Genomic DNA, 26,097 nt, shown 5'->3' with positions numbered 1-26,097 from the left:
GGTATTTATGACTTCCTTCTGCTATTCTGCGTCTTCATCATAACCGGCCTGCGCTTCATAAGGCTGAGTGGTGAACGGAAGAACAGATCCTTCCAGTCACTGAGCCGGAATGGGGATACTGGTGTCAGGTAAGGCACACCGAAGCTTTTCAGCCTGGTGAGATGGCTGCAGATTAGCAGGAAGAACAGGATCGTGCCGAACATCCCCAGAAACGCAGCAAAGCCCATTCCGACAAAACGGAGCAGCCGCAGTGTAAGTCCGGCGCTGTACATCGGGATGGAGAACGAGGAGATGGCGGTGACTGCGACAACAATAACCAGAAACGGGCTGACGATCCCGGCATTTACAGCGGCGTCGCCGATAATCAGACCGCCGACGATGCCCATCGCCGGTCCGACCGGCTTGGGCAGCCGGATACCGGCCTCACGCAGAATCTCGATGGAAATCTCCAGAATCAGGACCTCGATCACGGACGGAAAGGGAACGTTCTGCCGGGTCTCGATAATGGATAGTGCAAGCTCAGTAGGAATCAGCCCGGGATGAAAGGATATGAAGGAAATATACAGAGCCGGAGCCATCAGCGCCATAAAAGTGGCCGCGAAGCGCAGCATCCGGATCAAAGAGCTGGGCAGCCAGCGCTCATAATAATCCTCAGGCGACTGGAGCAGCATGCTGAAGGTTACCGGAACAATCAGCGCGAATGGCGTACCGTCCAGCAGAATGGCAATCCTGCCCTCCAGCAGGGCATTGATTACCCGGTCGGGGCGTTCAGTATTCTGCACCTGCTGAAAAGGGCTCAGATAGTTATCTTCGATCAGCTGCTCGATATATCCGGATTCCGCCAGAAAATCGATATCCAGCTTGCTGATACGTGTCTCTACTTCCTTGAGCAGCTCCGGATTCACAATGTCCTTCATGTAGGCCAGGACAATATCCCTCTGTATCCGGGTGCCTGCCCGGTACGAGATCATCTCCAGCTGATCATTGAAGCCCTGGCGGCGCAGGATGGAGGTGTTCACACTGAGCACCTCCGAGAAGCCGAGCCTTGGCCCGCGCAGCAGCGCTTCTGAGACCGGCTCGCCAAGCGTACGGTCAGTGCTGGCTGGCGGCTCAATCAACAGACCCTGCGGCAGGCCTTCAACCAGCAGCCCGGCATGTCCGAACAGGACGGACTGGTTGAACAGGGTCAGATCGCTGGCCTCACTGAGCTGGCTGAAGGGCAGTCCCGGCCCGGACATCCCTTGAGCCGACAGGGACTCGGCTGTTGCTTCATTCATCAGATACTGCAGGATCTGAAGGTTCAGCTGCCTGTCGTCCTGCATCCCGTCAACGAAGATAAGCACGGCCTGCCGCTGCACCCGGGTCATGGTAAATTCTTTGAAATGAAGATCGGAGTTTCTGCCGATGGTACTCTTAATATAGCTAAGGTCAGCGGCATAGTCGCCGCTGAATTCCCGCGGAGCAGGGGCAGGGTCAACGCCAGCCTGTGAGGCAGACTGTCCTTTGGACGGATTGGCATTTTTGGTACCCGGTGATTCCACGGCTCTCCCGCTGCCTACCAGCGAGTACAGTCCTTTATACAGAATGTTTGCGAGAAGGGGGAACAGCAGGGCAATGCCTGCCTGGCCAAACACTGCCCAGCCCGGGATATAGGACATGATAGTAGCAAGCAATGGGATCACCCGACTTTTCTGGAGTAGACAGCTGTGTATATGAAGTTTTCCAAAGACTGCTTCAATTTAGTCATTTCTGCTAAAAAATATGTGCAGCATAAAAAAAGAGGCTGGCTCCCTTTCAGGATCCCATCCTCTTTGCCGGTTTATTTGCCGGCGGAGCCGGCCTCTACTGAGCTGTCAGTGCCGCTCTGGCCGTTCCCGTATCCGGGAGCACCGCCCCTGCCGCCTCCGCCAAAACCGAAGCCGCCTGAACCAACCGTAATTTTCACTGCTGTGGCAGTATCGGTCTGCAGGGTGTATTGGATAACATCATCAGCCTTGAGATCCGTAAGGGTTAACTCGGTCTCCTTCTGCTGCCCGTTCTCATAGGTAACAGAGACATACTCCGTATCGGCGGTGACGGTAATGTCAGTCGTCTCCTCCGAGAAATTTTGCATCATGCCGCCCTGGCGCCTGCCGTCTTGCTGGCCGGCTTCACCGCTTTGTGCGCCACCTGCGGGAGGAGTGCCTTGCTGGCCGTCAGCTTGTTGTCCGTCCTTGCCGCCCTCCGGCGGGGTGCCTTGTCCGCCTTCACCGTTATTCTGCGGCCGTCCTTCCGGCATTTGCCCGGTATACAGGGTGATGGTGCTGCCGCTGATGCTTTTGATTTTACCGATATTCATACCAGACCTGTTCATGCCGTCCGGTCTTTGCTCGCCCGTTCCAGGCTGAACGGCAGTACTGTTTGATCCGGTTCCGGCGTTTTGGGTGACGGCAGAGGGGGAGGCTGTGTTTCCGCTCCCTGGGCTGCAGCCTGCCAGCAGAACAGCGGCAATCAGGCCGGTGGCCAGCCTGTAAGGCATGTGCTTTTTCATGTCCAATTCTCCTTTAATATGGAAGGTTCAACTGAAATCCGTGGTTACTATAGCAGATGTTCCTGAAAGTCGGCTTAAAGTCGAGATACAGTAATCTCCGGGGGAAGCGGTGAAACAATTGTTATATAATGAAGGGTAGAATGCGGGAAACACAGAGAACTGGTTTAGAAAAGAGGAGCACATGACAACTTTACTGGTAACAGGCTACCGTGCGCATGAGCTCGGGATTTTTGACAATAAGCATCAGGGCATTCCCTTTATCAAAAAAGCGCTGGAAAATCGGCTCATTCCGCTGATCGAGGACGGTGTGGACTGGGTGATCACGCCCGGACAATACGGTGTGGATCTCTGGGCCTGCGAGGTTGTGCTGGAGCTGAAACGGCTGTATCCGCAACTGAAGCTGGGGATCATAACCGCCCATGCCAATCCGGAGGAGAAGTGGAAGGAGGACAAGCAGAATGAATACCGGCGGATTGTGGCGGGAGCGGATTACTACGGGGCGGTCAGCAATGCGCCGTATGACGGGAGCTGGCAGTTCAGGGCCAGGGATGATCTGCTATTCCGCAAAAGCGATGCCATTCTCCTGTTCTACGACGAGGAGGCGGCTGAAGGCAGTGCCAAATTTATGAAGGAACGGGCGCTGAAGCTGCATGCGGAGAGTGACTACGGGTTCTATCTGATGCTGGCGGAGGAGATTCAGAATATTGCAGATGAAGAGAGCCGGAGTGATTATGAGTAGTCCCCTTTAACCGGAAAAAGAGAGGAAGGATCGGGTATGGAAGCAATGGAGACACAGGAGGATATTTGTTATGTCATTCTGCTCAGTCCCACGGAGCAGGACCGCAGGGATATGGAGATTATCCGGGCGCATGTAAGGCATCTGCAGGAGCTGGAGCGCAGCGGCCAGCTGGTGCTGTGCGGCCCGTTCAGCGATTATCCCGGCGGCATGGTCATTATCCGGGCGGCTTCACGGGAAGAAGCCGTCCGGATTGCTGAACGTGATCCTTATGTCACTACCGGCATCCGCAGCTATGAGCTGCGTACCTGGGGGCTGTCACACGCAGGCAACAGGCACATGGGCATAGCTGCGGAGTAAGCGGATTGGCTGCCGGCTTAAATGAAGCTGCGCAGTGAAGGAGCTTTACGCACCTTATAGTGCTGCTCATAGGCATAGGCCAGCTTGATCAGCAGAGGCTCCTGATAGGCCTGCGCCGAGAACGTTACTCCGAACGGGGCGCCGGCCGAGGTATAGCCGGAAGGAACAACGATAGAGGGGTAGCCTGATCTTGAAGTAATTCTCGCGCCAAAATCGGCCGGGAAGAGCAGCGCATCCAGCTGGTGCTCTTTCATGGTTGCGTCGATCCCCAGCTCTTTGCAGAGCTGCAGATCGGTGGCCCGGTCGCGCAGGTAATTCGGCTCCGTCAATGTGCCTGAGGAGGTATATTCGGCATCAATCAGGGTTGATTGTCCATAGCGCAGGGTCTCCTGCGGATGGGCATGATTGAAGTCGATAATGTCCTTCAGCGTCCGCATCTTAGCGCCGGGTCCGAGCTTGGCCAGATAGGCGTTCAGAGAGGTTTTGAATTCATTCAATACTACAGAGGAATATTTAATCTCGCGCGCGGTTCTGATATCAGCCGGATCAATAATGATTGCCCCAAGCTCGCGCATCTTCGCTACAGAAGCGTTGAAGAGCGCCAGCTGTTCTTCCGTCAGCTCTTCAAAATAATAATCCCGCGGAATCCCGATCCGCGCCCCTTTCAGCCCGTCAGGATCAAGAAAAGCGGTATAGTCCTCATGCACCCTGCCGGTGCTTGTCCCCATTGCAGCATCGCTGTCATCCCGTCCCAGCATGGCGTTCAGCAGCAGTACAGCATCGCGCACGGTTCTGCCCATCGGGCCGGCCGTATCCTGTGTGTTCGACAGCGGCAGAATGCCGGAACGGCTGAGCAGGCCGACAGTCGGCTTGATGCCTACGATCGAGCCGAGATTGGCGGGATTAAGGATCGACCCCGATGTTTCAGTACCCACGGACACCGTGCAGAAATTGCAGGCAACGGCGACAGCGGATCCGGCGCTGGAGCCGCCGGTCGGTGTGGAGATATTATAGGGATTCAGCACCTGTCCGCCGCGCGAGCTGTAGCCTGAGGGCATGCCGTTTGTCATAAAGTTGGCGAACTCCGTCATGTTCGCTTTGCCCATAATAATAGCTCCGGCTTCACGCAGCTTCTGCACAATGAAGGCATCCTCGCCGGCAAAGGAATCCGCAAGCGCCAGCGATCCGGCGCTGGTATGCATTTTATCCCCTGTATTGATGTTGTCCTTGAGCAAGACCGGAATACCGTGCATCGGGCCCCGCGGCCCCTGCAGCGTACGTTCCCTATCCAAAGCTTCGGCGATAAACAGCGCATCCGGATTGAGCTCCAGCACAGAGTTAATCGTCAGGCCGTTTTTGTCATGCTCGGCAATGCGCTCGTAATACATGAGAACCAGCTGCCGTGAAGTGATTTCTCCGGCGGCAAGTGCGGTTTGAATTTCCGGAATGGTAGCCTCTACAATTTCAAAACTCATGCGGGTCCACGCTTCTTTCTCTCTTTGGATTGGTTGGTCTTCCCTTCATCTAACCATAGATTTCAGCGTGTAGATAGAGTGAATTGCAGTTTTGTAACGGCGGTCAGCCCAATTTTGGTGTATAATCCCATTTAAAGTTTATACGGGAGGATTACATTGTGAAGAAGTGGGGAAAAGGTATGCTGGCTGCATTGATCGCGGTTAGCCTGACGGGCTGTGCGGATGGCGGAAAACCGGATACGAAGCTTCCGGATGCGGAAGAGTTAATAGATAGAATCGCTGAAGCAGGCAGCGGGCTGAACAGCTATGTCCAGGAGTCACAGTCCAAGATTACAACCGAAATATCGGCCGACATTGGGGTTAAAGAGATTATCTCAGAAACGGCGACAACATCAGAGTATATTTTAAACCCGCTGCAGTTGCACCAGACAGGCTCCACAATTGTAGACGATAAGCAACCGATGGATGCAGAGTCTTATTTGACGGACAGCGGCTACTATATGTATTACAACGGCTTTTGGCGGAAAATGCCGGATACTATGCTGGAAGACTTGAAATTTGCTGCGGAGGTACAATCCAGCCCAGTGCAGCGAATGGAGCAGCTGAAGACGATTCTCCCTTATGTGAATGTGTCCCAGGAAGGGGACGAATATGTTCTGAGCGCTCATCTTTCCGGTGAGGAGACCAAGGAACTGGAGAACTTTTATAAGCTTCAGTACAGCAGTGACAATTTAGCCGGTGAGCAGCTTGCGCTGGTCAAGAGCCTGAGTCTTGAATACCGCGTAAATAAGCAGACATACTGGCCAACCGGGACAGTTGAAGAACTGGTAACCGAAGAGCAGTTGGAAGGTGAGGGTACCTACAGGGAAGTCAAGCAGACAACCTCAATCGGGCAATATAACACCGTTAAGGAAATCGTAATTCCCGAGGAAGCGCTGAAGGCTGCGGAGTAGGCGGCCGTGCGACCGCAAAAAAACCTGTACCCCGCAGCATCCGCTGCAGCGTACAGGTTTTTTGATGTCTCGCAGCGGAGGTCTAGTTCCCCGCCGGACGGAAGCCCTCTTCCGCCAGGTACTCCTCAGCCTCTTCGATGGTTTCAAAAGCCATCTCCAGCTGCAGACCGGCGTAGAGGTACCACAGATCCTCTTCAAATCTGAGGCTAAGCATGTTGCCGTCAGCGTTAACCCACAGGGTCTCTGCACCGGCAGCTGCCGCCGCTTTTTTGTTGCGTTTGCTTGGTGCAGGAGCCTCCGGAATGTACATCGACAAAGAGGCGATGGAAGCTGTGATCAGCTCACGCAGCTCAGCTTCGGAGTAGTCGCGGATATTGACGAGTCCCTTGCCGTCCGTTTCATAGCCGCGCAGCAGCCCGGCATAGACAAAACCGTTGCCGTTCGGATGCAGGTGGGAGGCGACGGTCTTCTTCTCATGCCGGCTTCCCTCGAAATGGTAGTTCACCCGGCCGAGCGAGACATTTCTCCGCTCCAGCTCCGGGTAGGAATCAAAGATTGCTAATTTCTGTTCAAAAGTAAGCATATACAGCCTCCGGTTCACGGTTCATCTTAATGTAAAGCCCGTGCAAGTGATTATACCATGTGCGCAGGCTGCGGTACTACTGCTTCGCCCGCGTGGTGCTATTGCTTACGAGCCTGAATGGACGCTAGGGCTGAAGCGGCAGCGTGAACACAAACGTACAGCCTTCAGCCGGTGGTTCACCGAGCATGAGGCTGCCGCCCATCGCCTCAGCCAGCAGGCGGCTGAAGGTCAGGCCGAGCCCGAGGCCGCGCAGCTGGCTCTGCTTGCTGCTGCTGCGGAAGAAGGCCTCGAAGACCCTATCCCTGATATCCGGGGCAATGCCTGGCCCGTCGTCAGTGATGCAAATCTCCGCATATCCCTGGGGAAGCCTGCTGAGCTTAACCGTCAGCTGCAGCGGCTCTCCCGCCGGTGCAGCCTGCACGCTGTTGTTCAGCAAATTGACAATAATCTGCTGGATGCGCAGCGGATCACCCCGCACATACAGCGGCTTTTGCGGCAGCTCAAGCACCGGCTCAATTACCTCATCGGCCTGCGTCAGCCTCCACTGGTAGATGATTTCCGACAGGAGCGGAACAACGTCTATCCGGTCATGGCGGACAGCAACGATGCCGGCGGTCAGAGCGTTGTAATCCAGCAGATCGGCGACCATGCGCTGCAGCCGGCCCGCCTCCTGCAGGGCGATGTCGAGGAACTCATCCGCCTCGTCACCCTCAACGACACCCTCCCGCACGGCGTGGACCAGTCCTTTGATGGAGGTGACCGGCGTCTTCAGCTCATGGGATACTCCGGCCAGCATGACCGCCCGGGACTGCTCGAACTGCTGCAGCTTGCCGGACATCTCCTGGAAGGAGACAAGCAGCTCATGAATCTCCCGCTCTTTGGCCCCCGTATCCAGAATGATGTTATATTCACCGCTGCTGATCTGCGAAGCGGCTGCGGCTACCCGCTGAATCGGTTTGGCCAGCTTGCCGGATAACAGATAGATGGTCAGCCAGCTGAGAATAATCAGGAACAGGACAATAATGGAGAAGAAAATAATCTCCTCCTGCGGAATATGCCGCAGCGAGCGTTTGGACTGAAGCACGATAACCTGCCCCAGTGTCTCGCCGCCTTCCCGGATCTGGGCAACCGCGGCCTTGAATTCCGGACTGCGGGCATCAGTTAAAGTATCGTTAAGCTTGTCATGCATCTCTTCCTGGGTCAGCGGCGGATCGGAGAACAGCAGCTTGCCCGCCGGGTCAGTCACAATGACGCACATTTCCAGTGATACCTTGAAGAACCGCTTCCGGTCTTCGACCAGCTTGGCCAGCGTCGGGCTGATCTGCATCGTCCCGTCACTGCTGACGCTGCGGTCGGCAATTTCCTGGGCCAATAGCCCGGTGGTCTGCATCCGGTTACTCATCGCCTCCTGCTGAATCCACCAGAAGGTCAACAGCGCCGTCAGCAGCAGCCCGGTGCTGATAATGATGATGTAGCGGAGCGTCCAGTAGGTGAGAATGGAAGTGCGTTTCCGCTGTTTTTTTATTCGGTCCATAGCTGATACCCCGTCCCGCGCAGGGTGCGGATTTCCCCTTCTGAAGCAGGCCAGTGCGAGAGTGCCTGCCTCAGCCGCTTGATCGACAGGTCAACAGCGCGGTCACTGCCGTCATAGTCCATCTCCCACACCTGCTCAATCAGCTGGTCCCGGGTGCAGATCTGGTTTGGCCGTTCAGCCAGAAACAGCAGCACGGACATGTCGCGCGGGCTGAGATTGACCTCGGCCCCGTTCAGGAAGATGCTGCGTGCGCTGAAGTCAACGAACAGGCTGCCGAAATGGCGCTTGCCGCTGCCGTCAGACCACTGGGAAGGGCGGCGCAGCACCGCATTTACACGGGCGACGACCTCCTCGGGAATAAACGGCTTGGACATATAATCGTCCGCACCGCCGTCAAGCCCGGTCAGCCTGTCCTTGATGCCGTCCCGGGCAGTCAGCATGATGACCGGGCAGCTGCTGATTTTGCGGATCTGGCCCAGCAGCTCGAAGCCGTCCATTTCCGGCAGCATAATGTCTAGCAATATAAGAGAAGGAGGCGATGCCCCGAACGCTTCGAGTGCCGTCCGCCCGTCGGCGGCACGGGTGACGTGGTAGCCCGCTTTTTTCAGATAGGCGCTGAGCACGCGGGCAATGGCTTCTTCATCTTCAACAATCAGAATGGATTTCAGGTCATAGCCCTCCTTTTGCGGACTGATCAATCGGAATTACTTAAAATCACGACCATTTTACCACATTCCACCGCTGGGTGCTTCGACTTATTCCCGACATATTGCTCTGCTAGAATGGGTTCAAGCCGGACAAGGCAGAGAGAAAATACCTGGATGGAGGGAATAATAATGAAGAAAAAAACATGGATATGGACAGCTGCCGGTGTCGTTGCCGCAGGAGCCATTGCAGCCTTTGTGCTTTTGAACAACAGCTTGGGCAATAACGTGGAGATCGAGTCGGTTATTCCTGCACAGGAACAGACAACAGCTAACGCAGCTAACTCGGGAACGGCAGCGGCGAATGCGGCAGAAACGGCAGGCGCAGCGGTTACGGCAGAACAATTGAACGGTGCATGGAGCGTAGCGGATACATCGAAGGTATACTGGTCGGTTACAACCTCCCAAGAAACAGTGAATTTCGTCAATCCGTCGGTTACAGGGACATGGAATGTGAATCTGGAGGATGCAGCGGCAATGACCGGTGAAGGTGCAATTGAGATGAGTGCGCTGGATTCCGGAAACGGACAACGGGACGAGCATATAAAAGCTGCTGATTTCCTGGATGCAGCCCAATTCCCGCAATCGACCTTCGTCGTAAGCTCCTTCTCCGAGCTGCCGGCCGAATGGACGGAAGGTACAGCGGTGCCTGTTCAGATGCAGGGAACGCTGACCGTTAAGGGAATTGACAAGGACGTTGTGTTTGATTCGCAGGTGGTATACAGCGGGGGACAGCTTATGCTGTCAGGAACAACAACGGTTACCTTTGCCGACTTCGGCCTGACCAGTCCCCACAACATCGTAATGGAGACGGAGAATGACCTTGAGGTGCGTTTGGAGCTTGTGCTGAACAAGTAACCCTTAATATAAATGGACACTATTACTATTTTTATAAAATAGCATGAAAAAACGAGCCCGTTCCGCTTCCGGAACGGGCTCGTTTTTGTTTGATCCTGCAAATCCCGGCACACATCAGCCTGCTGGTTAATAAATACATCCATTGGCTAATCTTCCTGCTCCGGATCCGTTTCAGCTCCGTCTGCCGCCGCTGCCCCGTCCGCCGTGCTCTCCGGCTGCGGAAGGCTCTTCTTCGGAATACCGTCCAGGCCGTATTCCCAGTCGTAAGCGTCAAAAATTTTGCGGGCTACCGGAGCAGCACTGTTGGAGCCGAAGCCGCCCTCTGGAATGACTACGGCGACCGCCAGCTTGGGCTTGTCGCGCGGGGCAAAGGCGATAAATACGCCGTTATCGGCCAGGTGGCTGCTTTTATTTTCATAATATTCCTGCTGGGACGTACCGGTCTTGCGGGCAAAGTCATACGGGAAATCCTCAAAAGCAGTAACGCTCGTGTTCATGCCCTTGATGATTTCGTTCCAGTAAGCATTGTTAAAAGTAACCTCGCTCAGCACCTCGCGGCCGAAGGCTTTGACGGTGTTTCCGGCCGGATCTGTAATTTTGCTGACCAGCTGCGGTTTAATCCGTACACCCCGGTTAGCCAGTGTGGAAGCATACTGGGCAAGCTGCAGCACGGTATACCGTCCCTGCTGTCCGAAGGAGGCATAGACCAGCGCAGACTGGGGACTCCCGTTCTCCGCTTCTTTGAAATAGTTAATTACGCCCCTATGCTCCTTAGGCAATCCGCTCTCCGGCGGCTCGCCAAGCCCGAACTCCTTCATATACTTATCCCATACATCGACGCCCTTGGAGCCATACTTTTCGTAGAGCTTTTTGCCGACCATATCAATCATAAAGACGTTGGAGGATTTCTCGATGGCTACAGCCGGAGATTTAAAGTACCCGTAGGCATGGCCGCCGGAATTGCGGACCGTAGTTTCATAACCGGCCCGCCCGAAGGTGGTGCTCCCTTTGTCGGTATAGCTCGTACTGGTTGTGATAAAGCCTTCATTCAGCCCGATTAGTACAGTCAGCGGCTTAATTACCGAACCGAGCAATACCGCTGAGTCAAAATTATGACCTGAGCGGCCTGAGGAAATTGGAGTTACTGCGCCGTTCTGATAATTCTGCTTCAGCTCATTCCACACGTCAGCAGGCATCGTGCCTGTAGTCCACAGGTTGGTATCATAATCCTCCATGCTCGCCATCGCTACAACGTTACCCGTATCGACCTCCATTGCCACTGCGTAGCCGGTTTTGGCGTCAGGATGAACTTTTCCCTGCACAGGATTACTGTGAACCCACTTGATCTGATCGAGGATAGCCTGCTCGGTCTTCATTTGAATGGTTTTGTCGATGGTGGTCCACAGATTATTGCCTTTGACAGGAGGTACTGTCTCCACGATGCCTTCAGCCATATTCTTGGCATTAACAGCTACGCTCAAGTAGCCGTTTCGTCCCCGTAACTCGCGCTGGTACTGCAGCTCAAGCCCGTCGAACCCTACAAACTCATCGTCCCGGTAGGCCAGCCCCGGATCAGCATCATTCCTCATAGCTGCCTGAATGTTCAGATACATATCAAAGCTTTCCTTTGATTTCTTGAAGGGCTTGATATATCCGACCGTCTGTACGGCTACGGTGTCCGGATCATAATGGCGCTCGTCCTCTTCGCTAACCGTCAGATTCGGATACTTGTCCTTGTTTTCCATGAAGTAGGCAATTTCCTCATTGCTCATACCCCGTTTGACCGGACGCGGCATGAAGCCGGAATATACCTTGGAATCAAGGTCCATCGCTTTGAGAATAGCCGCTTTGGTCAGCACCTGATCCTCAGGCACCTTGGCGCCGTATTTGGCAAAATCAGCAGCCAGCGCGGCAGCCAGCGTATCCGCTTTGGCAACAGCCTCAGGAGTACGTGCGGTAATGCCGGTGTCTTTGTCAGTCGCGGTCTGGGCGTATTCGGCCGTCAGGGAAAAATACAGCGTCTGCACCGGGGTCGAATAAGCCAGCTTCTCTCCGCCTTTCGCGAAAATGGTCCCGCGGATGGAGGCAAGCGGCACATTTTTGGTATCACGGCTGGCTTCGGCCTCGGTGAGCGTGGAGCCCTCGACAAATTGAATAATGGCAAGACGGACAATAATAATGCAGAATATAATAAACGTGCTGAAGAAAAAGATATTGATGCGCAGACTGAGTGACTGATTCGGTTTCGGATCGTCTTCCATAGCATTTGGCCTGAAAATATCTTTCACAGCTAGCCTCCCTGCAGAAATATCTGCTCTATCAATCTATGAACCATCGAAACGGTATATAGATCATATTTTACCATAATAAACCACTATACGGCATATTCCATCAGTTCCGGGTAACGGGATAAAAGGAGCGAAAAATGATGATTGAAGTGGCTGCGGCGATTATCCATAATGAAGAGGGAAAGCTGCTGATCGCCCGGCGGAAGCCGGGCAAAGCGCAGGCCGGACTATGGGAGTTTCCCGGCGGCAAGCTGGAGGAGGGCGAGGATGCCCGGCAGTGTCTGCACAGGGAGCTGATGGAGGAGCTGAATATCAGCATCCGGCCCTATGAGGCTTTTGGCAGCCATGAACATGATTATGGCAGCCTGAGAATCAGGCTGACCGCCTGGAAAGCGGAATATACCGGCGGTGAGCTCCGGATGAGTGACCATGATGCCTGCAGCTGGGTGGATAGGCATGAGCTGGCGGAATATGACTTTGCCCCGGCGGATCTGCCCTTTGTGGAGCGGCTGATAAAGGACAAAATGAACAGCTGAAAGGCGGATGATCTATAGTGACCGAATATAACAAGCTTGTCAGGGACGGTATTCCGGCGCTGATTGCTTCGCAGGGAAAGACATGTGCTACGAGGATAATGGACACCGGAGAATACATACAGGCACTGAGGGCGAAGCTGCGCGAGGAAACGGAGGAATATTTCAGGGCTGAGCAGGACAAGCATGCGCTGGAGGAGCTCGCTGATCTGCTGGAGGTGATCCGGGCGCTTGCTGAGGTGCATGGCGGAGACAGCATACTGCTGGAGCAAATGCGTGCAGAGAAGGCGGCACAGCGGGGCGGGTTTAATAACCGAGTTTTTCTGCTGCATACGGAGGAGTAGTCCGATGTTCAAAAACAAGATTACATTTTCGCTTAGTGCTGTTGCTGCTACTGTTCCGGTATTATTCTATATATATTTATACCGGCGGATGCCTGATTTTGTCCCCGTGCATTACGATGGTGCAGTGGCAGACCGGTTCGCTTTAAAAGGGAGCTATGAGATTATTCTGATCAGTCTGCTTGGCTGGCTCGGCTTCGGTATGATCAAGCTGCTTCAGTTGCTGCTGCGGAGGCTGTTCCTGCGCAGCTATATTGAAAATCTGGCTGTGGTTCACCGGGTCTGGAACGCGGCCACGCTGCTGGTCACAGCAGGCTTTTCAGTGCTGGCCATATATACGCTGCTGGCTATGGTATAAGCCGGCAGCATTCTTTTACACATGAAGCGCAGTTTGATAGAATCAATAGGAGCAACAACTATTTGGGCAGGAGGGAACAACAATGACTAACGATAACGCTTACAAGATAAAATGGGGCATTCTGAGCACCGGCTGGATTGCCCATAAGTTTGCAACGGATCTGGCTCATGCCAGCAATGGTGTCGCTTATGCCGTCGGATCACGCTCGCAGGAAAGTGCGGATGAATTTGCCCGGAACCATGGCATTCCGGTAGCCTACGCTACCTATGAAGAGCTGGTCAGCGATCCTGAGGTGGATGCGATCTACATCGGGACTCCGCATCCGTTCCATAAAGAGAATGCGCTGCTGGCCCTGCGCGCCGGCAAGGCGGTACTCTGCGAGAAACCGTTCACCGTAAATAGTGCAGAGCTTGAAGAGGTTGTGGCTTACGCCCGTGAACACAAGCTGTTCCTGATGGAAGCCATGTGGAGCCGCTATATTCCGGCCATCGTGAAGGTGCGGGAATGGATCGCGGCCGGCCGGATCGGGGATGTCCGTCTGGTCAAGGCTGACCTCGGCTTCCGCTCAGACTGGAATCCGCAGGGAAGACTGCTTAATCCTGAACTGGGCGGCGGCGCGCTGCTGGATGTCGGCATTTATCCGGTATCCTTCGCTTCCATGATCCTGGGGCCGAATCCGGAGTCAGTATCCAGTACTGTACATATCGGGGAGACCGGAGTGGATGAGCACTTCTCGCTGCTGCTATCCTATGGGGATGGTAAAAGCGCTTCGCTGAACGGCGGTATCCGGCTCACACTGACGGAGGAAGCGCATGTCTTCGGAACCGAAGGCTATATTGTTGTCAAAGACACGCTGGTGAATCCTCGGGCAGCTGAGCTGTACATCGGCGGGGAGCTGGCAGAGTCCTTTGAGCAGGAGCGGGCTTCGGACGGCTATTGCTTTGAGGCAGAGGAGGTAGGCCGCTGCCTGCAGGCTGGCCTGACTGAAAGTCCGGTCATGACGCTGGACGAGTCAGTAGCCATAATGAAGCTGCTGGATCAGGTCCGGGGCCAATGGGGACTTAAATATCCCGGGGAAAAATAAACTTATGGTCTTATAATATCTGCGGCGGCTCTCAGAGAGAATGTGTTTAATAGCTCTGAGGGCCGCTTTATTACATCAATCCTAAGGAGGAGGATTTAATGGCATTAATTAAAGACCGCTATCGGGGATGCCTGCACGGGCTGGCCGCCGGCGATGCGCTTGGAACGACCGTGGAGTTCAAGGCCCCGGGTACCTTTGCGACTATGGACGATATTATCGGCGGCGGGGTCTTTGGACTGCAGCCAGGAGAGTGGACCGATGATACTTCAATGGCACTCTGTCTGGCGGAAAGCCTGCTGGAACAGCAGGGCTTTGATCCCGCCGATCAGATGCAGAGGTACCTGAAATGGTTCCGCGAAGGATATCTGAGCAGCACCGGGGAATGCTTTGACATCGGCAATGCCACGCGGGCTGCGCTGCTTAAATATGAAGCCGGCGGCGGGGCCTACAGCGGCTCCGCTGACCCGCTGGCCGCCGGTAACGGCTCGATCATGCGGCTTGCTCCTGTTGTGCTGTATTATGCGGCTAATCCGGCTGATGCTATCCGCTATGCGGCGCTCAGCTCCAGGACTACCCACGGAGCAGCGGAATGCCTCAGCGCCTGCCGCCTGATGGCCGCCTATATTCTGGCCGGCCTGCACGGCTGCAGCAAGGAGGAAATGCTGGCCCCGGAAGCCTTTACAGGCTGGCTGAAAGACGATGAATTGACACCGCATATTCTGGATATCAAGCAAGGCACTTATAAACATAAGGAGCCGCCGGAAATCCAGGGCAGCGGCTATGTTGTGGAATCACTGGAGGCGGCGCTATGGGCGTTCCACCGCTCCGAAAGTTTTGCCGAGGGGGCGCTGCTCGCTGTCAATCTGGGCAATGATGCCGACACCACCGGAGCGGTATACGGCCAGATTGCCGGAGCTTATTACGGGCTGAGCGGCATTCCGGAAGGCTGGGTGTCCAAGCTTGCCATGCGCAGTCTGATCGATGATTACTCGTTAAGATTGTTGAATACAAAGAATAACCTTAGGCAAAATTAGAACCAATAACCCTAAGGGAGAGTGAAGCAGGATGGCAAGAAGAAACCGGAAATATGCAGTACCGGGGGCAGCGCAGGGCATGCAGAACTTCAAAGCGGATGTAATGAGGCGCGAAGGTTACGCGGTGGATCCGAATCACCCGGATGATGTGAAATATGAGGTAGCCAAGGAGCTTGGCATTCCGCTGCAGTCCGGCAATAACGGTAACCTGACAACCGAAGAGGCAGGGCATATCGGAGGCCGGATCGGCGGCTCCATGGTCAGGGAAATGATCCGCCTGGCCCAGGAGCAGCTTGCAGAGAAGGGCAGTCTTAAATAGCAGCATTCATAGCATTAATCACGCGCACTTTTACAGGGTTCTGGCCGCCAACGGCAGCTCCACCCGGATCTCGAGAAGCCCGGCATGGATGGCTGCTCCGGCCGCGCCGCCCATTTGCTCGGCCAGCAGCCATCGACAAGCCCGGTCCGGAGCCGCCGCGTCTGGCTTGATCACCCGTATAAGTGAAGCCCCGCACCCTGCGGGGCTTTTTTATATTTACCAGGCTGCCGTTCCAAACGTCCGGATTCCACCGCCAAAGGTCCGGATAATACCGCCAAAACATTTTAATATTAAATTGCTTCCGCAATATGCGATCATATTCTAATGATCCGCAGGCAGCACTCAGATTATTACACACAGGAGGGGATTATAATGTTAAAAAGGTTAAGCACCGGCAAATTGTTGGTCTATCTTCTGGTACTGGCGCTTGTGGCGCTGCAATTTCCGGGAGCTCCACAGGTTCTGGCGGCGGCACAAGTGTATGAGGCGGAGTCGGCCGTACTGTTAGGAGGGGCAGTTGCCGCGTCTGACCATACCGGCTACACCGGGACCGGATTCGCGGGCGGGTTCACGGACAGCAACAAAGGAAATGCTTCAGCGAAGTTTACTGTAAGCGCTTCATCTGCAGGTAATTACACGGCTGCCCTGAGATATGCCAACGGTACGGGCTCCGCCAAAACCTTAAGCCTCTACGTGAACGGCGCCAGGCTGAAGCAAATTTCGCTTCCGGCGACAGCCGACTGGAACAGCTGGGGAACTGCTTCGGAGACGGTTGCCCTGAGTGCAGGCAGCAGCACAATCACCTACAAGTTTGATACAGCAGACACCGGCAACGTCAATCTGGACAATCTGTCGCTGGATCTGTCACTGGGAGCCAACCTGGCCCTTAACAAAAGTGTTACCGCAAACAACGTCTTCTCCGGTTTTCCCGCAGCTAATGCGGTGGACGGGAATGCATCCAGCTACTACGAGGGGGCAGCTAACAGCTACCCGAACACGCTGACCGTTGATCTGGGCAGTACACAGACGGTTCACACTGTAGTGCTCAAGCTTCCGTCCGGCTGGGGAACAAGAATGCAGACCCTATCTGTACAGGGCAGCACAAATAATACCTCATACAGCACGCTTGCCGCTACCGAGACTTACACCTTTAACCCCGCTGCAAACAACACGGTATCCATTCCCTTTACAGCAGCCTCAGCCAGATATGTGAGAGTAAATTTTACAGCAAACAGCGGGGCAACGGGAGGCCAGGCTGCAGAGCTTGAGGTATACGGCTCAGGTACAGTTACTCCGACCCCGGCACCGACCGCGACAGCTACACCTGCCCCAACGGCCGCACCGACCGCGACACCATCGCCGACCGTAACACCAGTGCCAACAGCAACACCAGTACCAACAGCCACGCCGGCTCCAACGCCAACGCCATCGGCAGGAGCTTTTGGAGCAACGATGCCATATGACACCTACGAAGCTGAAAATGCCGCCTACACCGGTGCGCTCATCGGCCCTTCCACCACAGCCGGTGAGCTTGCTTCCGAAGCTTCCGGCAGAAAAGCGGTCAAGCTGACCGCCGCAGGCCAGTATGTGCAGATTACGCTCGCCAAACCCGCGCAGGGTGTGACCATCCGCTATGCGATCCCGGATAATGCGTCCGGAACGGGCATAGAGTCGGCGGTCAGCATGTACGTAGGCGGAACGCTTTTCAAGGATATTAATCTGACTTCCAAATACAGCTGGAACTACGGGGAATGGGGGACAGAGGGCGGAGAGGTCCGCTGGTCCAACAACCCGAATGCGGCTTCAACCACACCTGCACATATGTACGATGAAGTGTCAGTCCTGCTCGACAAAGCCTATCCGGCCGGTACGGTCATCAAGCTGCAGCGGAATGCGTCCAACCTGAATTTTGGCTCCACCGCTTATGTCACAGTAGATTTGCTTGAAACAGAAGCCGTTCCTGCGGCGCTCACTATGCCGTCTAACTACGTAGCTGTTACCTCATATGGTGCTGTAGCAAACGACGGTGCAGATGATACGGTAGCTTTTAACAACGCAATTGCTGCTGTCAAAAACGCCGGCGGCACCTACAAGGGCGTATGGATTCCGGCGGGAACCTTTCACCTGAACAACGGCAGCAAAGGCGCCGGCTATGACAGCAGCGGAACAAGACTGTACCTCGACAGCGGCGTTTCCGTAAAAGGGGCAGGCATCTGGCACTCCACCCTGTCCGGCAATTATGCGGGCTTTTATCTGAGAGGCGGAAATGTAACCCTGTCCGATTTCAAAATCAGCGGCAGCGACATCATCCGTGACGATTACAACGGGCTTACTGCGGTCGAGGGCAACGGTACGAACTCAGTAATCACCAATCTTTGGATCGAGCATGTAAAAGTAGGTTTCTGGTTCACGAATCAGACGGATAACGTTACCGCATCCAACTCCAGAATTCGCAATGTCTGGGCGGACGGCGTCAACCTGCACCGTGGCACTTCAAACTCTACCGTTACGAACAACTCGGTGCGCAACAGCGGTGACGACGGCATGGCTATGTGGTCCGACGCTTTTCTGAATACCAATAACACGTTCAGCTACAATACTGTTCAGATTCCGACCCTGGCCAACAACATCGCCATTTACGGCGGCAAGGACAACAAGGTGATCGGCAACCTGCTTACGGACACTGTACGGACAGGCGGCGGAATCTCTTTTGGCACCAATTTCAATCCTCCGTTCATGACCGGCACGCTGACCATTCAGGGGAACAAGCTGCTGCGAACAGGCTCAGCCCACCGTGATTACGGCTATCAGATCGGCGCAATCTGGGCTTACTGGCTGAACAACAGCGGCAAGGCGCAGAACCTCACAGTTAACGTATCCGCTAATACGATTCAGGACAGCACGTACTCGGGGATTTTTGTGGAAGAACCTGCTCCGAATATTTCAGTCACGTATACCAATAACACAATCCTGAATTCCGGAACCTATGGCGTATATATCAACGGCTCGGCAACCGGCAGCTCGGTGTTCAACAGCAATACGGTTACTGGTGCGCCAGCCGGTACATTTGTGAATGCTTCCGCCAGCTTCACCGCCACAGGTTCGGGGAACAACTGGTAAGAGATGTTATATAGAAAAGGCCATCCGGTTTCGGATGGTCTTTTTGGCAATGCGAATATGGTGTGTGCTGAAATAGACGGATTCGCTTTTACAGTGGTATGTTATTACATATTAGGAAAAAGCTTAGGTTTGCCCTTCTAATCAAACTCTAATCTGGCTGCAAAGCCTTTCTCATCCTTCGTGGTATACCATTAAGCCGAACAATCACAAGGGATGGGGAGGAATAAGGGTTATGAAAAAATCTGTGAAAATGACAGCGGCGGGATTTGCGGCAGCAGTGCTGCTGTATGCAGGCTCAGGGTTCGGAAGTGAGGTGCTTGCCCGGCAGCTGGATGAGGCTGTTTTTGAAGCGAAGCCGGCCGGGCAGGTGAAGACGCCTGTTGCGGTTGAGGTGACAGAGTCCGGATATTCTTTTGACAAAGGGACAACCGGCATCAAATTGGGCGCTGACACAGAGATGATCGTTATTACCGGCGTGAACGGTTCCATTGAACTGAAGCAGGGCAGCGGCACACAGATAGAGGTACATACAAAGGTGGTAGTCGATCATGCATCCCGTACAGAAGCAGAGGACATAGCCGCCAAAAGCGGAATCAAGGTCCAAGAAGGCAAGGAGCTCAGCATCAAGACCTACGGTGAGGCAGCCAGCAGCCGCTATAATATCAGCATTCATCTGACGGTTACGCTTCCCAAGGCTGTTAAATCAGGTGTGAAGGCGGAGCTTAACAATGGAAATGTGCGTTTGTCTAAAGTGACAGCGGGCGGGATGATTACATTAGCTGCAGATAACGGCAATATTACGGCAAAAGAGAGCGGGAGCGAGCTCAACCTGCATACGGACAACGGGGTAGTTACGCTATCAGGTGCCGGGAAAAGCGCAGCAGCCTCTGTAGTGAACGGAAACATTGAAGCTACAAAAGTTACAGGACCGCTGGATATCCGGACTGTAAACGGCAATCTGACTGTTAAGGATGCTTACTCCTCCATCAAGGCAGAAAGCGTTGCAGGCAATATCCATATTGAAACTTCAAAAGTCGGCGGCCACTGGGACGTGTCCAATACCGCAGGTAATGTCAGCCTGGCCTGGCCTGAGCAGGCGGATGTGCAGGTGGAGGCAAGTGCAACGTTCGGGAAGCCGGAAACGGAGTTCCCGTTAACGGTAAAGGGCGGGAGAGTCAGCGGAACCATCGGTGCCGGAACGTACCGCATTGAGGCTTCTTCGCTGGCCGGCTTGTCTCTTCAGCACAGCAATTAATTTGATAGCGTGAGAAGGTGGAGTAACGTTTGAGTATGAAGGAGCATGTCCTGATTATTGAGGATGAAGCGGCCATGGTCCGGCTGCTGGAGCTGGAGCTGGCTTATGAGGGCTATGACATTACCGTTGCCAGAGACGGGCTGGCTGGTGCAGAGCAGGCCATACAGGGCAGCTATGATTTTATTCTGCTTGATCTGAACCTGCCGGGGATTAACGGAATTGAAGTCTGCAAAAGAATCCGCACCGTCAAGCAGACGCCGATCATTATGATCACCGCGCGCGATACCATCAGCGAACGGGTGCGGGGGCTGGATACCGGCGCGGACGATTACGTGCCCAAGCCGTTCGCCATTGAGGAGCTGCTTGCCCGCATGCGTTCCCTGCAGCGGCGGCTGCAGCAGAGCCGGGAGCCGGTGGATCTGCTGGAAGCCAAAGACCTGACGCTCAGCGCAGCTTCGCACCGGGTAACCCGCGCCGGTCAGAATATCGAGCTGTCACAGCGTGAATTTGAGCTGCTCCGTTGCCTGCTGCAGAACAAGAACCGGCTGATGAACCGGGAAGCGCTGCTGAATCTGGTCTGGGGCTATTCCTATGAGGGAGAAACCAATGTAGTGGATGTCTATATCCGCTATCTGCGCATGAAGGTGGATGAGGGCTACGTGGACAAGCTGATCCATACAGTCCGCGGCAGCGGCTATATTCTGAGGGACTGACGGGGAGGGTAAACGAAAAATGAAGGGATGGACATTCTCCCGCAAGGTCAGTGCATCCATTGCACTGGCCTCCCTGATTGTGGCGGCTGTGCTTGGCGGCTTCGTGTATATTACTTTCAGCCAATGGACACAGAAGCAAGAGAAGGAGCTGCTCACCGAAAAGCTGAAGCAGTTCGAGCTGCAGATTAAGGAGGTTACCTTCCTGCCCTCGCTGCTAAGACCCGGCTTCGGAAGAGGGAGCGGGGCGGCGGCGGTGCTGAAGCCGGATCTGTCTTCCTTTGCCGCTGATCTGGATGAAGGCCAGACGCTGCAGCTGCTGGATGCCAAAGGGCGGGTGCTCGCGGAGGAGGGCGCTGCGTCGGGAGCCGGTGCAGCTGCAGAGAAGGACACTGCGGTATTAGGCGATGTGGAGACATGGAAAGATGCGATGCTGCCTGGCGGTGCGGAGACGGGGAACGGTGTGGCAGATTCAGGAGGTACAGAGTCGGATCGGGCCGGGGGTTATGAGGCTGTAAGCAGCCTGACCCTGCCGGCATTTGGCACGGTAACCCTGCGGCTGGCTGACAGCGGGGATTCTGCAGCAGCGGCAGCCTCGCGCGAAGTAGGCCGGCTGCTGCTGCTTGGCCTGCTGCTGGCGGCCGGGGCAGCAGCGCTGGCCGGGTGGCTGGTCGCCCGCTCCGCCCTGAAGCCGATCCGCAGCATGATTGGTGAAGTGCAGAGCATCGGGGCGGCCAATCTGTCGCGCCGGCTCCCGCTGCCTGCAGCGCAGGATGAACTGCATCAGCTGGGGGCGACCTTTAATGCGCTGCTGCAAAAGCTGAGTGTATCCTTTGAGCAGCAGCGGCGTTTTGTGGCGGATGCTTCCCATGAGCTGAAGACACCGCTGGCCATCATTGAAGGGCATACCCATATGATCCAGCGCTGGGGCAAGCAGTCGCCGGAGGTGCTGGAGGAATCGCTGGGCTACATGATGGATGAGGCGGGCCGGATGAGGGAGCTGATCGCCCAGCTGCTGCTGCTGGCCGAGACGGAGGAGGCGGTGCCAGGGGGAGCCGGGGAAGAATGTGATGTGCAGCAGATACTGCATGAGCTTCTGCCCCAGACCGTGCACGTAGGTCCCGGTGTCTCTTTGAGCGCCGGTGAAGTAGGGGATGCCGGTCCATTGCCGGTCCGGATGCCGGCCGGCGCCTGCTATCAGGTGCTGCGCAACATTGTGGAGAATGCGCTGAAATATACACCTGAAGGCGGCAGTGTGCGTATTGCGCATGAGATAGACCTGGATCAGGTCATTGTATCTGTGACGGATACGGGAATCGGAATTTCATCTGAGCAGCTCCCGCATATTTTTGACCGCTTTTACCGGGCGGAAGGATCCCGGAGCCGGGCCAAAGGCGGATCAGGACTGGGGCTGGCCATCGCCAAGGCGATTATGGAGCGATACGGAGGCTCGATCGCCATTGAGAGTATAGAGGGGGCAGGCACCAAAGTGGTGCTGTCATTTGTACGGGGGACGGATCAAGGGTTGGGGATTTAGTTGTACGTGGTAGAGTAAGAATATCGCTGGTTTGCAGCTGTACGAGGGTGTAATCATCTCCGGATCGTAACGGACCCAGGGGACGTTATTTCTCTATTCTCCTGCGGTTTGAGTTTCTAACGGACTCAGCTGCCGTTATTGTAACGAAAAAGCGGTGATTTCTGCGAAATTATGCCAAATAACGCCTGTAGTGTCCGTTAGCTTTCGCAAATGCCGGTAAACCACAGAATAAGGTCATCTCGGTCCGTTAGACCTTTCCGGACTGATCCCGCAACAAAAGGGTCGTCACAACAGCCATATCCGGCTGTTATGACGACCCTTTTTTCAGCTGCCGCGTAGCTTAGCGCGGATTCAGCTGCACCTTTGAGCCTTTGCCGCCGCTCTGGATGCCGGTGTCCTTGACTCCGGCTTCCTTCAGATCGGCGACGAGCCGCTCAATTACAGTCTTGGCAGCAGCGGCTTCCTTGGCGCCGGAAGCCTGAACATTCAGCAGCACCGGCTTGCCGGAGCGCAGGTGCTTGTCCGCCTGGCGCAGCTTCGTGTCATAATCGTGGTCCTCGATATGGGCGGTGAAGCGCAGCTCCTTGACCTTGACCTTGTCTTTGCCGCCGCTCCGCCCGGCGTTCTGGCCGGAACCGGCCTTGCGTGCGGAAGCCGCTTCCTTCTGGGCCGCAGCCTTTGCTTTGCCCTTGGGCATCAGGGTGCAGGGCGGAGGGCTGCTCATCAGCGAGGTGCAGACCAGATCAGCCCCCTGGGACCGGGCCAGCGCCAGCGCTTCCTCCCTGGAGACAATGCCGAGCTTCTCGCCCCGGAGTCCGGTAAGCACAACCTCGGACGCCCGTATTTGTTCGTTCATGAATACTGCCATTGATCGTTAACCTCCTGCAAACATGGATACTGTTATCATAACGGGAAGTGGCCTGCCGTTCAATCAGCAGAGCGGAGCTGCGCCCGCGAGCCTGTTTTTTAATCGACGCCCGTAGCCTGTTCTGCAAGCTTGTTCTTAAATCGACGCCTGCAAGCCTGCTCCTAGATTCCCGAAATTCCCGCCTGCGAGCCGCCCTGAAATCCGCGCCAGAACCCCGCCGAATCTCCGCCAGAATCCCTAACTGAATAAAAAGGACCCGGCAGTCTCTGCCGGGTCCACGTATATAAAATCCGTTGCACGATAAAATCCATTGTGATATAGTTAAACAGCGTCACTATTTTCTCTTAATTTAAGACATAAGTATTACATCTTATTTACACTTTAATCTTACCATAGGAATTGCAGCTTTGTCAAACCTGATTTTTTTGCAGAAGGCAGACCAGATTAATAAAAGGAGTGTGTCAGCGGATGATTCATGCGGAGGATTGGCAGCGGGAGCAGGAAAGGCTGGATTTGGTAACGGGGGAGCTGCAGACAGCTATTGCCGGAATTGAACCGGAAGTGTCCGGACTGCGGGAGCAGGTAACGGAGATCCGCAAGCGGTTCTGGGAGGAGGTTACCGTTAATACCAGCACGGACGAGGATTTTGAAGAGACCTTCTACAGCATCAAGCAGCAGGAAGCGCTGCTGTCGGAGCGGGAGCGCAGCCACCGGGTGCGGATGCAGCGTTACAAGAGCATGAAGCGGCTGCTGCCGTCCCCGTATTTCGGACGCATTGATTTTCAGGAGGAGGGGCAGGGCGGCTATGAGCAAGTCTACATCGGCGTAGCCTCTTTTGCCACTGAAGACGGCCTGGACTTTCTGGTCTATGACTGGCGCACTCCGATTGCCAGCATGTATTATGACCATTCACCCGGAGCTGCAGCCTATGAGACACCGAGCGGAGAAATAACAGGAACGATGACACTGAAGCGGCAGTATCAGATCCGGGGCGGCAAGCTCCAGAATGTGTTCGATACAAGCCTAACCATCGGTGATGAGCTGCTGCAGCAGGTGCTCGGCAAGGGTGCCGATTCTCAGATGAAGAGCATTGTGGCTACCATCCAGAAGGAGCAGAACGCGATTATCCGTGATGACAAAAGCCGCATGCTGATTGTCCAGGGCGCGGCCGGCAGCGGCAAAACCTCCGCGGCGCTGCAGCGGGTAGCCTATCTGCTGTATAAGCACCGTGACCGGATCACTGCAGATCAGATCGTGCTTTTTTCGCCGAATCCGATGTTTAACAGCTATGTATCCACTGTCCTGCCTGAGCTTGGAGAGGAAAATATGCAGCAGACGACCTTCCAGGAATATCTGGAGCACTGGCTGGGGACAGAGTTCCGGCTGGAGGACCCGTTCGCGCAGATCGAATATGCGATGAGTCCTGAGACAGCTCCGGGTTATGAAGCGCGGATGAGCGGGATGACCTATAAGGCTTCCGGTGATTTTTTGCAGGCGCTCCGGAGCTACGCGCTGTGGCTGGGACAGGAGGGCATGTTGTTCCGCAGCATCCGCTTCCGGGACCGTGAGCTGATTACGGCGGCACAGATGAAATCGCAGTTCTACAGCTACGCTCCTACTATACGTCTGGCTAACCGGATTATCCTGCTGCGGGATTGGCTGCTGCGGGAGCTGGCGGCGCTTGAAGTCAAGGAGCTGGAGGCGGACTGGGCCCGCGATGAGCTGGATTATCTCGATACCGAGCAATATGCCGAAGCCTACAGCACCCTGCTCAAAAAAGTGCAGCGGCAGTCGGCAGTCTTCGATTTCGCAGAGCAATATGAGGAAATCTACGGGGAGCTGCGCGGACAAGAGCAGGGCGAAGAGAACGTGTTCGATTACGCCGACCAGGAGGAGGAGCTGCTGCTCCGGCTGATTGTGAAGGAGAGCTTCAAGCCGCTGAAACGGGAGGTCAGACGCCTGAAATTTATAGATGTAACCGGACTATACAGCCAGCTGTTTGCGGAGGATGCTGAGGCTTACAAGCAGATGACGGGAAATGCAGCTGTGCCGGAGCTGTGGGCTGACATTTGCGGGCAGACGCAGCAAAAGCTGGACCGGCTTGAGCTTTTCTATGAGGATGCAACCCCGTTTCTGTACCTGAAGGAGCTGATTGAAGGGACGCGGACGAATACTATCGTCAGACATCTCTTTATAGATGAAGGTCAGGATTACTCTCCGTTTCAGTATGCTTTTCTGAAGCAGCTGTTTCCAAGGGCGCGGATGACTGTGCTCGGCGACTTCGGGCAGGCGATTTTTCCGCAGGCGACGAATCTGGCTGAGGCAGACTCATCTTTAACGGAGCTGTACGGTGAAGAAGAGACGGCTCTGATCACCCTTGTCAGGAGCTACCGGTCCACCCGCCAGATTGTGGAGTTTACGAAATCCATGCTGCCGGAGGCGGGGATTATCCCGTTTGAGCGGGACGGCAGGAAGCCGTGTCTCATCAAGCTGGGCAGTGCCGATGAACGTACGGTACGGATGATGCAGGATATTGCTGCGCTCAAGACGGAAGGCCTCGATTCCATTGCAGTCATTACCAAAACAGCTGACGAAAGCCGGGAAGCCTATGAGGCACTCTTTTCACACGGCGCTGAAGGCCTGCGGCTGGTTACGAAGGATACGCTCACTTTTGAAAAAGGAATTCTGGTCCTCCCCGCCTACCTCGCCAAAGGTGTCGAATTCGACGCCGTGCTGATCTATGATGCTTCTGCGCAGACGTATCGGCGGGAGAGCGAGCGGAAGCTTTTTTATACAGCATGTACGCGTGCAATGCATCAATTAATGCTCTATTCGTCCGGGGACTGGACACCATTTATTCAGGGAATGGACGAATCCTTGTATGACACTAGGACTGTTGATTAAGCAGGATATAAGG

Annotated in this window: 23 protein-coding genes; 15 read left to right on the top strand and 8 right to left on the bottom strand. The window is 54.9% G+C overall.

Translation table 11 applies throughout. From position 1 onward, the window contains the following. Window positions 1-5: 5 nt before the first annotated feature. The gene (locus tag BLR64_RS17335) at window positions 6-1,673 is read right to left on the bottom strand and encodes a spore germination protein (RefSeq protein ID WP_090716047.1); all 1,668 of its coding nucleotides are present in this window, start codon (window positions 1,671-1,673) and stop codon (window positions 6-8) included. A 146-nt stretch (window positions 1,674-1,819) separates the two neighbouring features. Further along, window positions 1,820-2,530, bottom strand: a complete 711-nt coding sequence (locus BLR64_RS17330; RefSeq protein WP_090716045.1) for a hypothetical protein — start codon at window positions 2,528-2,530, stop codon at window positions 1,820-1,822. 181 nt (window positions 2,531-2,711) lie between these two features. Here BLR64_RS17330 and BLR64_RS17325 point away from each other — a divergent pair, with 181 nt between their 5' ends. Both BLR64_RS17325 and BLR64_RS17320 read left to right on the top strand, forming a co-directional pair. Then, window positions 2,712-3,269, top strand: coding sequence for an SLOG family protein (locus BLR64_RS17325; RefSeq protein ID WP_090716044.1), 558 nt, complete (start codon window positions 2,712-2,714; stop codon window positions 3,267-3,269). A 36-nt stretch (window positions 3,270-3,305) separates the two neighbouring features. Then, the gene (locus BLR64_RS17320; protein WP_208607193.1) at window positions 3,306-3,626 is read left to right on the top strand and encodes a YciI family protein; all 321 of its coding nucleotides are present in this window, start codon (window positions 3,306-3,308) and stop codon (window positions 3,624-3,626) included. A gap of 17 nt (window positions 3,627-3,643) precedes the next feature. Here BLR64_RS17320 and BLR64_RS17315 read toward each other — a convergent pair whose 3' ends face one another. Then, on the bottom strand, window positions 3,644-5,101 hold the full coding sequence (locus tag BLR64_RS17315; protein WP_090716042.1) for an amidase family protein: 1,458 nt from the start codon (window positions 5,099-5,101) through the stop codon (window positions 3,644-3,646). A 158-nt stretch (window positions 5,102-5,259) separates the two neighbouring features. Between BLR64_RS17315 and BLR64_RS17310 the strand changes: the two genes are divergently transcribed. Then, window positions 5,260-6,054 carry a DUF6612 family protein gene (locus BLR64_RS17310; RefSeq protein WP_090716041.1) on the top strand — a complete coding sequence of 265 codons (795 nt, stop codon included), beginning with the start codon at window positions 5,260-5,262 and terminating at the stop codon, window positions 6,052-6,054. Between the two features lie 82 nt (window positions 6,055-6,136). On the opposite strand, the gene BLR64_RS17305 is transcribed toward BLR64_RS17310, so the two are convergent. The 3 genes from BLR64_RS17305 to BLR64_RS17295 all read right to left on the bottom strand — a co-directional run bounded on the left by BLR64_RS17305 (window position 6,137) and on the right by BLR64_RS17295 (window position 8,839). Further along, on the bottom strand, window positions 6,137-6,637 hold the full coding sequence (locus BLR64_RS17305; RefSeq protein ID WP_090716039.1) for a hypothetical protein: 501 nt from the start codon (window positions 6,635-6,637) through the stop codon (window positions 6,137-6,139). Window positions 6,638-6,761: 124 nt separating this feature from the next. Continuing rightward, the gene (locus tag BLR64_RS17300) at window positions 6,762-8,171 is read right to left on the bottom strand and encodes a HAMP domain-containing sensor histidine kinase (RefSeq protein ID WP_090716037.1); all 1,410 of its coding nucleotides are present in this window, start codon (window positions 8,169-8,171) and stop codon (window positions 6,762-6,764) included. Beyond that, window positions 8,159-8,839, bottom strand: coding sequence for a response regulator transcription factor (locus tag BLR64_RS17295; protein ID WP_090716102.1), 681 nt, complete (start codon window positions 8,837-8,839; stop codon window positions 8,159-8,161). Before BLR64_RS17295 ends, BLR64_RS17300 begins: the two co-directional genes overlap by 13 nt. A 168-nt stretch (window positions 8,840-9,007) precedes the next feature. Here BLR64_RS17295 and BLR64_RS17290 point away from each other — a divergent pair, with 168 nt between their 5' ends. After that, window positions 9,008-9,733, top strand: a complete 726-nt coding sequence (locus BLR64_RS17290) for a YceI family protein (protein ID WP_090716035.1) — start codon at window positions 9,008-9,010, stop codon at window positions 9,731-9,733. Between the two features lie 146 nt (window positions 9,734-9,879). Here BLR64_RS17290 and BLR64_RS17285 read toward each other — a convergent pair whose 3' ends face one another. Then, window positions 9,880-12,021: a peptidoglycan D,D-transpeptidase FtsI family protein gene (locus BLR64_RS17285; protein WP_415841099.1), complete on the bottom strand. Its 2,142-nt coding sequence runs from the start codon at window positions 12,019-12,021 to the stop codon at window positions 9,880-9,882. A 137-nt stretch (window positions 12,022-12,158) separates the two neighbouring features. Here BLR64_RS17285 and mutT point away from each other — a divergent pair, with 137 nt between their 5' ends. The 10 genes from mutT (at window position 12,159) to BLR64_RS17235 (ending at window position 22,312) form a co-directional block, all read left to right on the top strand. Beyond that, window positions 12,159-12,557, top strand: coding sequence for an 8-oxo-dGTP diphosphatase MutT (gene mutT / locus BLR64_RS17280; protein WP_341833390.1), 399 nt, complete (start codon window positions 12,159-12,161; stop codon window positions 12,555-12,557). 17 nt (window positions 12,558-12,574) lie between these two features. Continuing rightward, window positions 12,575-12,898 carry a nucleoside triphosphate pyrophosphohydrolase gene (locus BLR64_RS17275; protein WP_090716032.1) on the top strand — a complete coding sequence of 108 codons (324 nt, stop codon included), beginning with the start codon at window positions 12,575-12,577 and terminating at the stop codon, window positions 12,896-12,898. A gap of 4 nt (window positions 12,899-12,902) precedes the next feature. Continuing rightward, window positions 12,903-13,253 (top strand): DUF1648 domain-containing protein, encoded by a 351-nt coding sequence (locus BLR64_RS17270; RefSeq protein WP_090716031.1) that lies wholly within the window; start codon window positions 12,903-12,905, stop codon window positions 13,251-13,253. Window positions 13,254-13,335: 82 nt separating this feature from the next. Beyond that, entirely contained in the window at window positions 13,336-14,337 is a 1,002-nt protein-coding gene (locus tag BLR64_RS17265; RefSeq protein WP_090716029.1) for a Gfo/Idh/MocA family protein, read from the top strand. Between the two features lie 98 nt (window positions 14,338-14,435). Then, window positions 14,436-15,371, top strand: coding sequence for an ADP-ribosylglycohydrolase family protein (locus tag BLR64_RS17260; RefSeq protein ID WP_090716027.1), 936 nt, complete (start codon window positions 14,436-14,438; stop codon window positions 15,369-15,371). 31 nt (window positions 15,372-15,402) lie between these two features. Next, window positions 15,403-15,690: an alpha/beta-type small acid-soluble spore protein gene (locus BLR64_RS17255; RefSeq protein ID WP_090716026.1), complete on the top strand. Its 288-nt coding sequence runs from the start codon at window positions 15,403-15,405 to the stop codon at window positions 15,688-15,690. Between the two features lie 372 nt (window positions 15,691-16,062). Beyond that, a complete protein-coding gene (locus BLR64_RS17250; RefSeq protein WP_090716024.1) occupies window positions 16,063-18,810 on the top strand; it encodes a galactose-binding domain-containing protein in 2,748 nt (915 codons plus the stop codon). Window positions 18,811-19,042: 232 nt separating this feature from the next. Continuing rightward, complete coding sequence (locus BLR64_RS17245; RefSeq protein ID WP_090716023.1) at window positions 19,043-20,065, top strand: DUF4097 family beta strand repeat-containing protein; 1,023 nt, start codon at window positions 19,043-19,045, stop codon at window positions 20,063-20,065. Between the two features lie 35 nt (window positions 20,066-20,100). Continuing rightward, a complete protein-coding gene (locus tag BLR64_RS17240; RefSeq protein ID WP_090716021.1) occupies window positions 20,101-20,778 on the top strand; it encodes a response regulator transcription factor in 678 nt (225 codons plus the stop codon). Between the two features lie 19 nt (window positions 20,779-20,797). Then, a complete protein-coding gene (locus BLR64_RS17235; RefSeq protein WP_090716019.1) occupies window positions 20,798-22,312 on the top strand; it encodes a HAMP domain-containing sensor histidine kinase in 1,515 nt (504 codons plus the stop codon). Between the two features lie 340 nt (window positions 22,313-22,652). On the opposite strand, the gene infC is transcribed toward BLR64_RS17235, so the two are convergent. Further along, a complete protein-coding gene (infC, locus tag BLR64_RS17230) occupies window positions 22,653-23,180 on the bottom strand; it encodes a translation initiation factor IF-3 (RefSeq protein ID WP_090716018.1) in 528 nt (175 codons plus the stop codon). 468 nt (window positions 23,181-23,648) lie between these two features. Here infC and helD point away from each other — a divergent pair, with 468 nt between their 5' ends. Then, window positions 23,649-26,084 (top strand): RNA polymerase recycling motor HelD, encoded by a 2,436-nt coding sequence (gene helD, locus BLR64_RS17225; RefSeq protein WP_090716017.1) that lies wholly within the window; start codon window positions 23,649-23,651, stop codon window positions 26,082-26,084. Window positions 26,085-26,097: the final 13 nt, after the last annotated feature.

The sequence above is a fragment of the Paenibacillus typhae genome (genome assembly GCF_900099765.1).
In the GTDB taxonomy this organism is placed as follows: domain Bacteria; phylum Bacillota; class Bacilli; order Paenibacillales; family Paenibacillaceae; genus Paenibacillus_AQ; species Paenibacillus_AQ typhae.
This window is presented reverse-complemented; position numbering and strand designations above follow the sequence as displayed.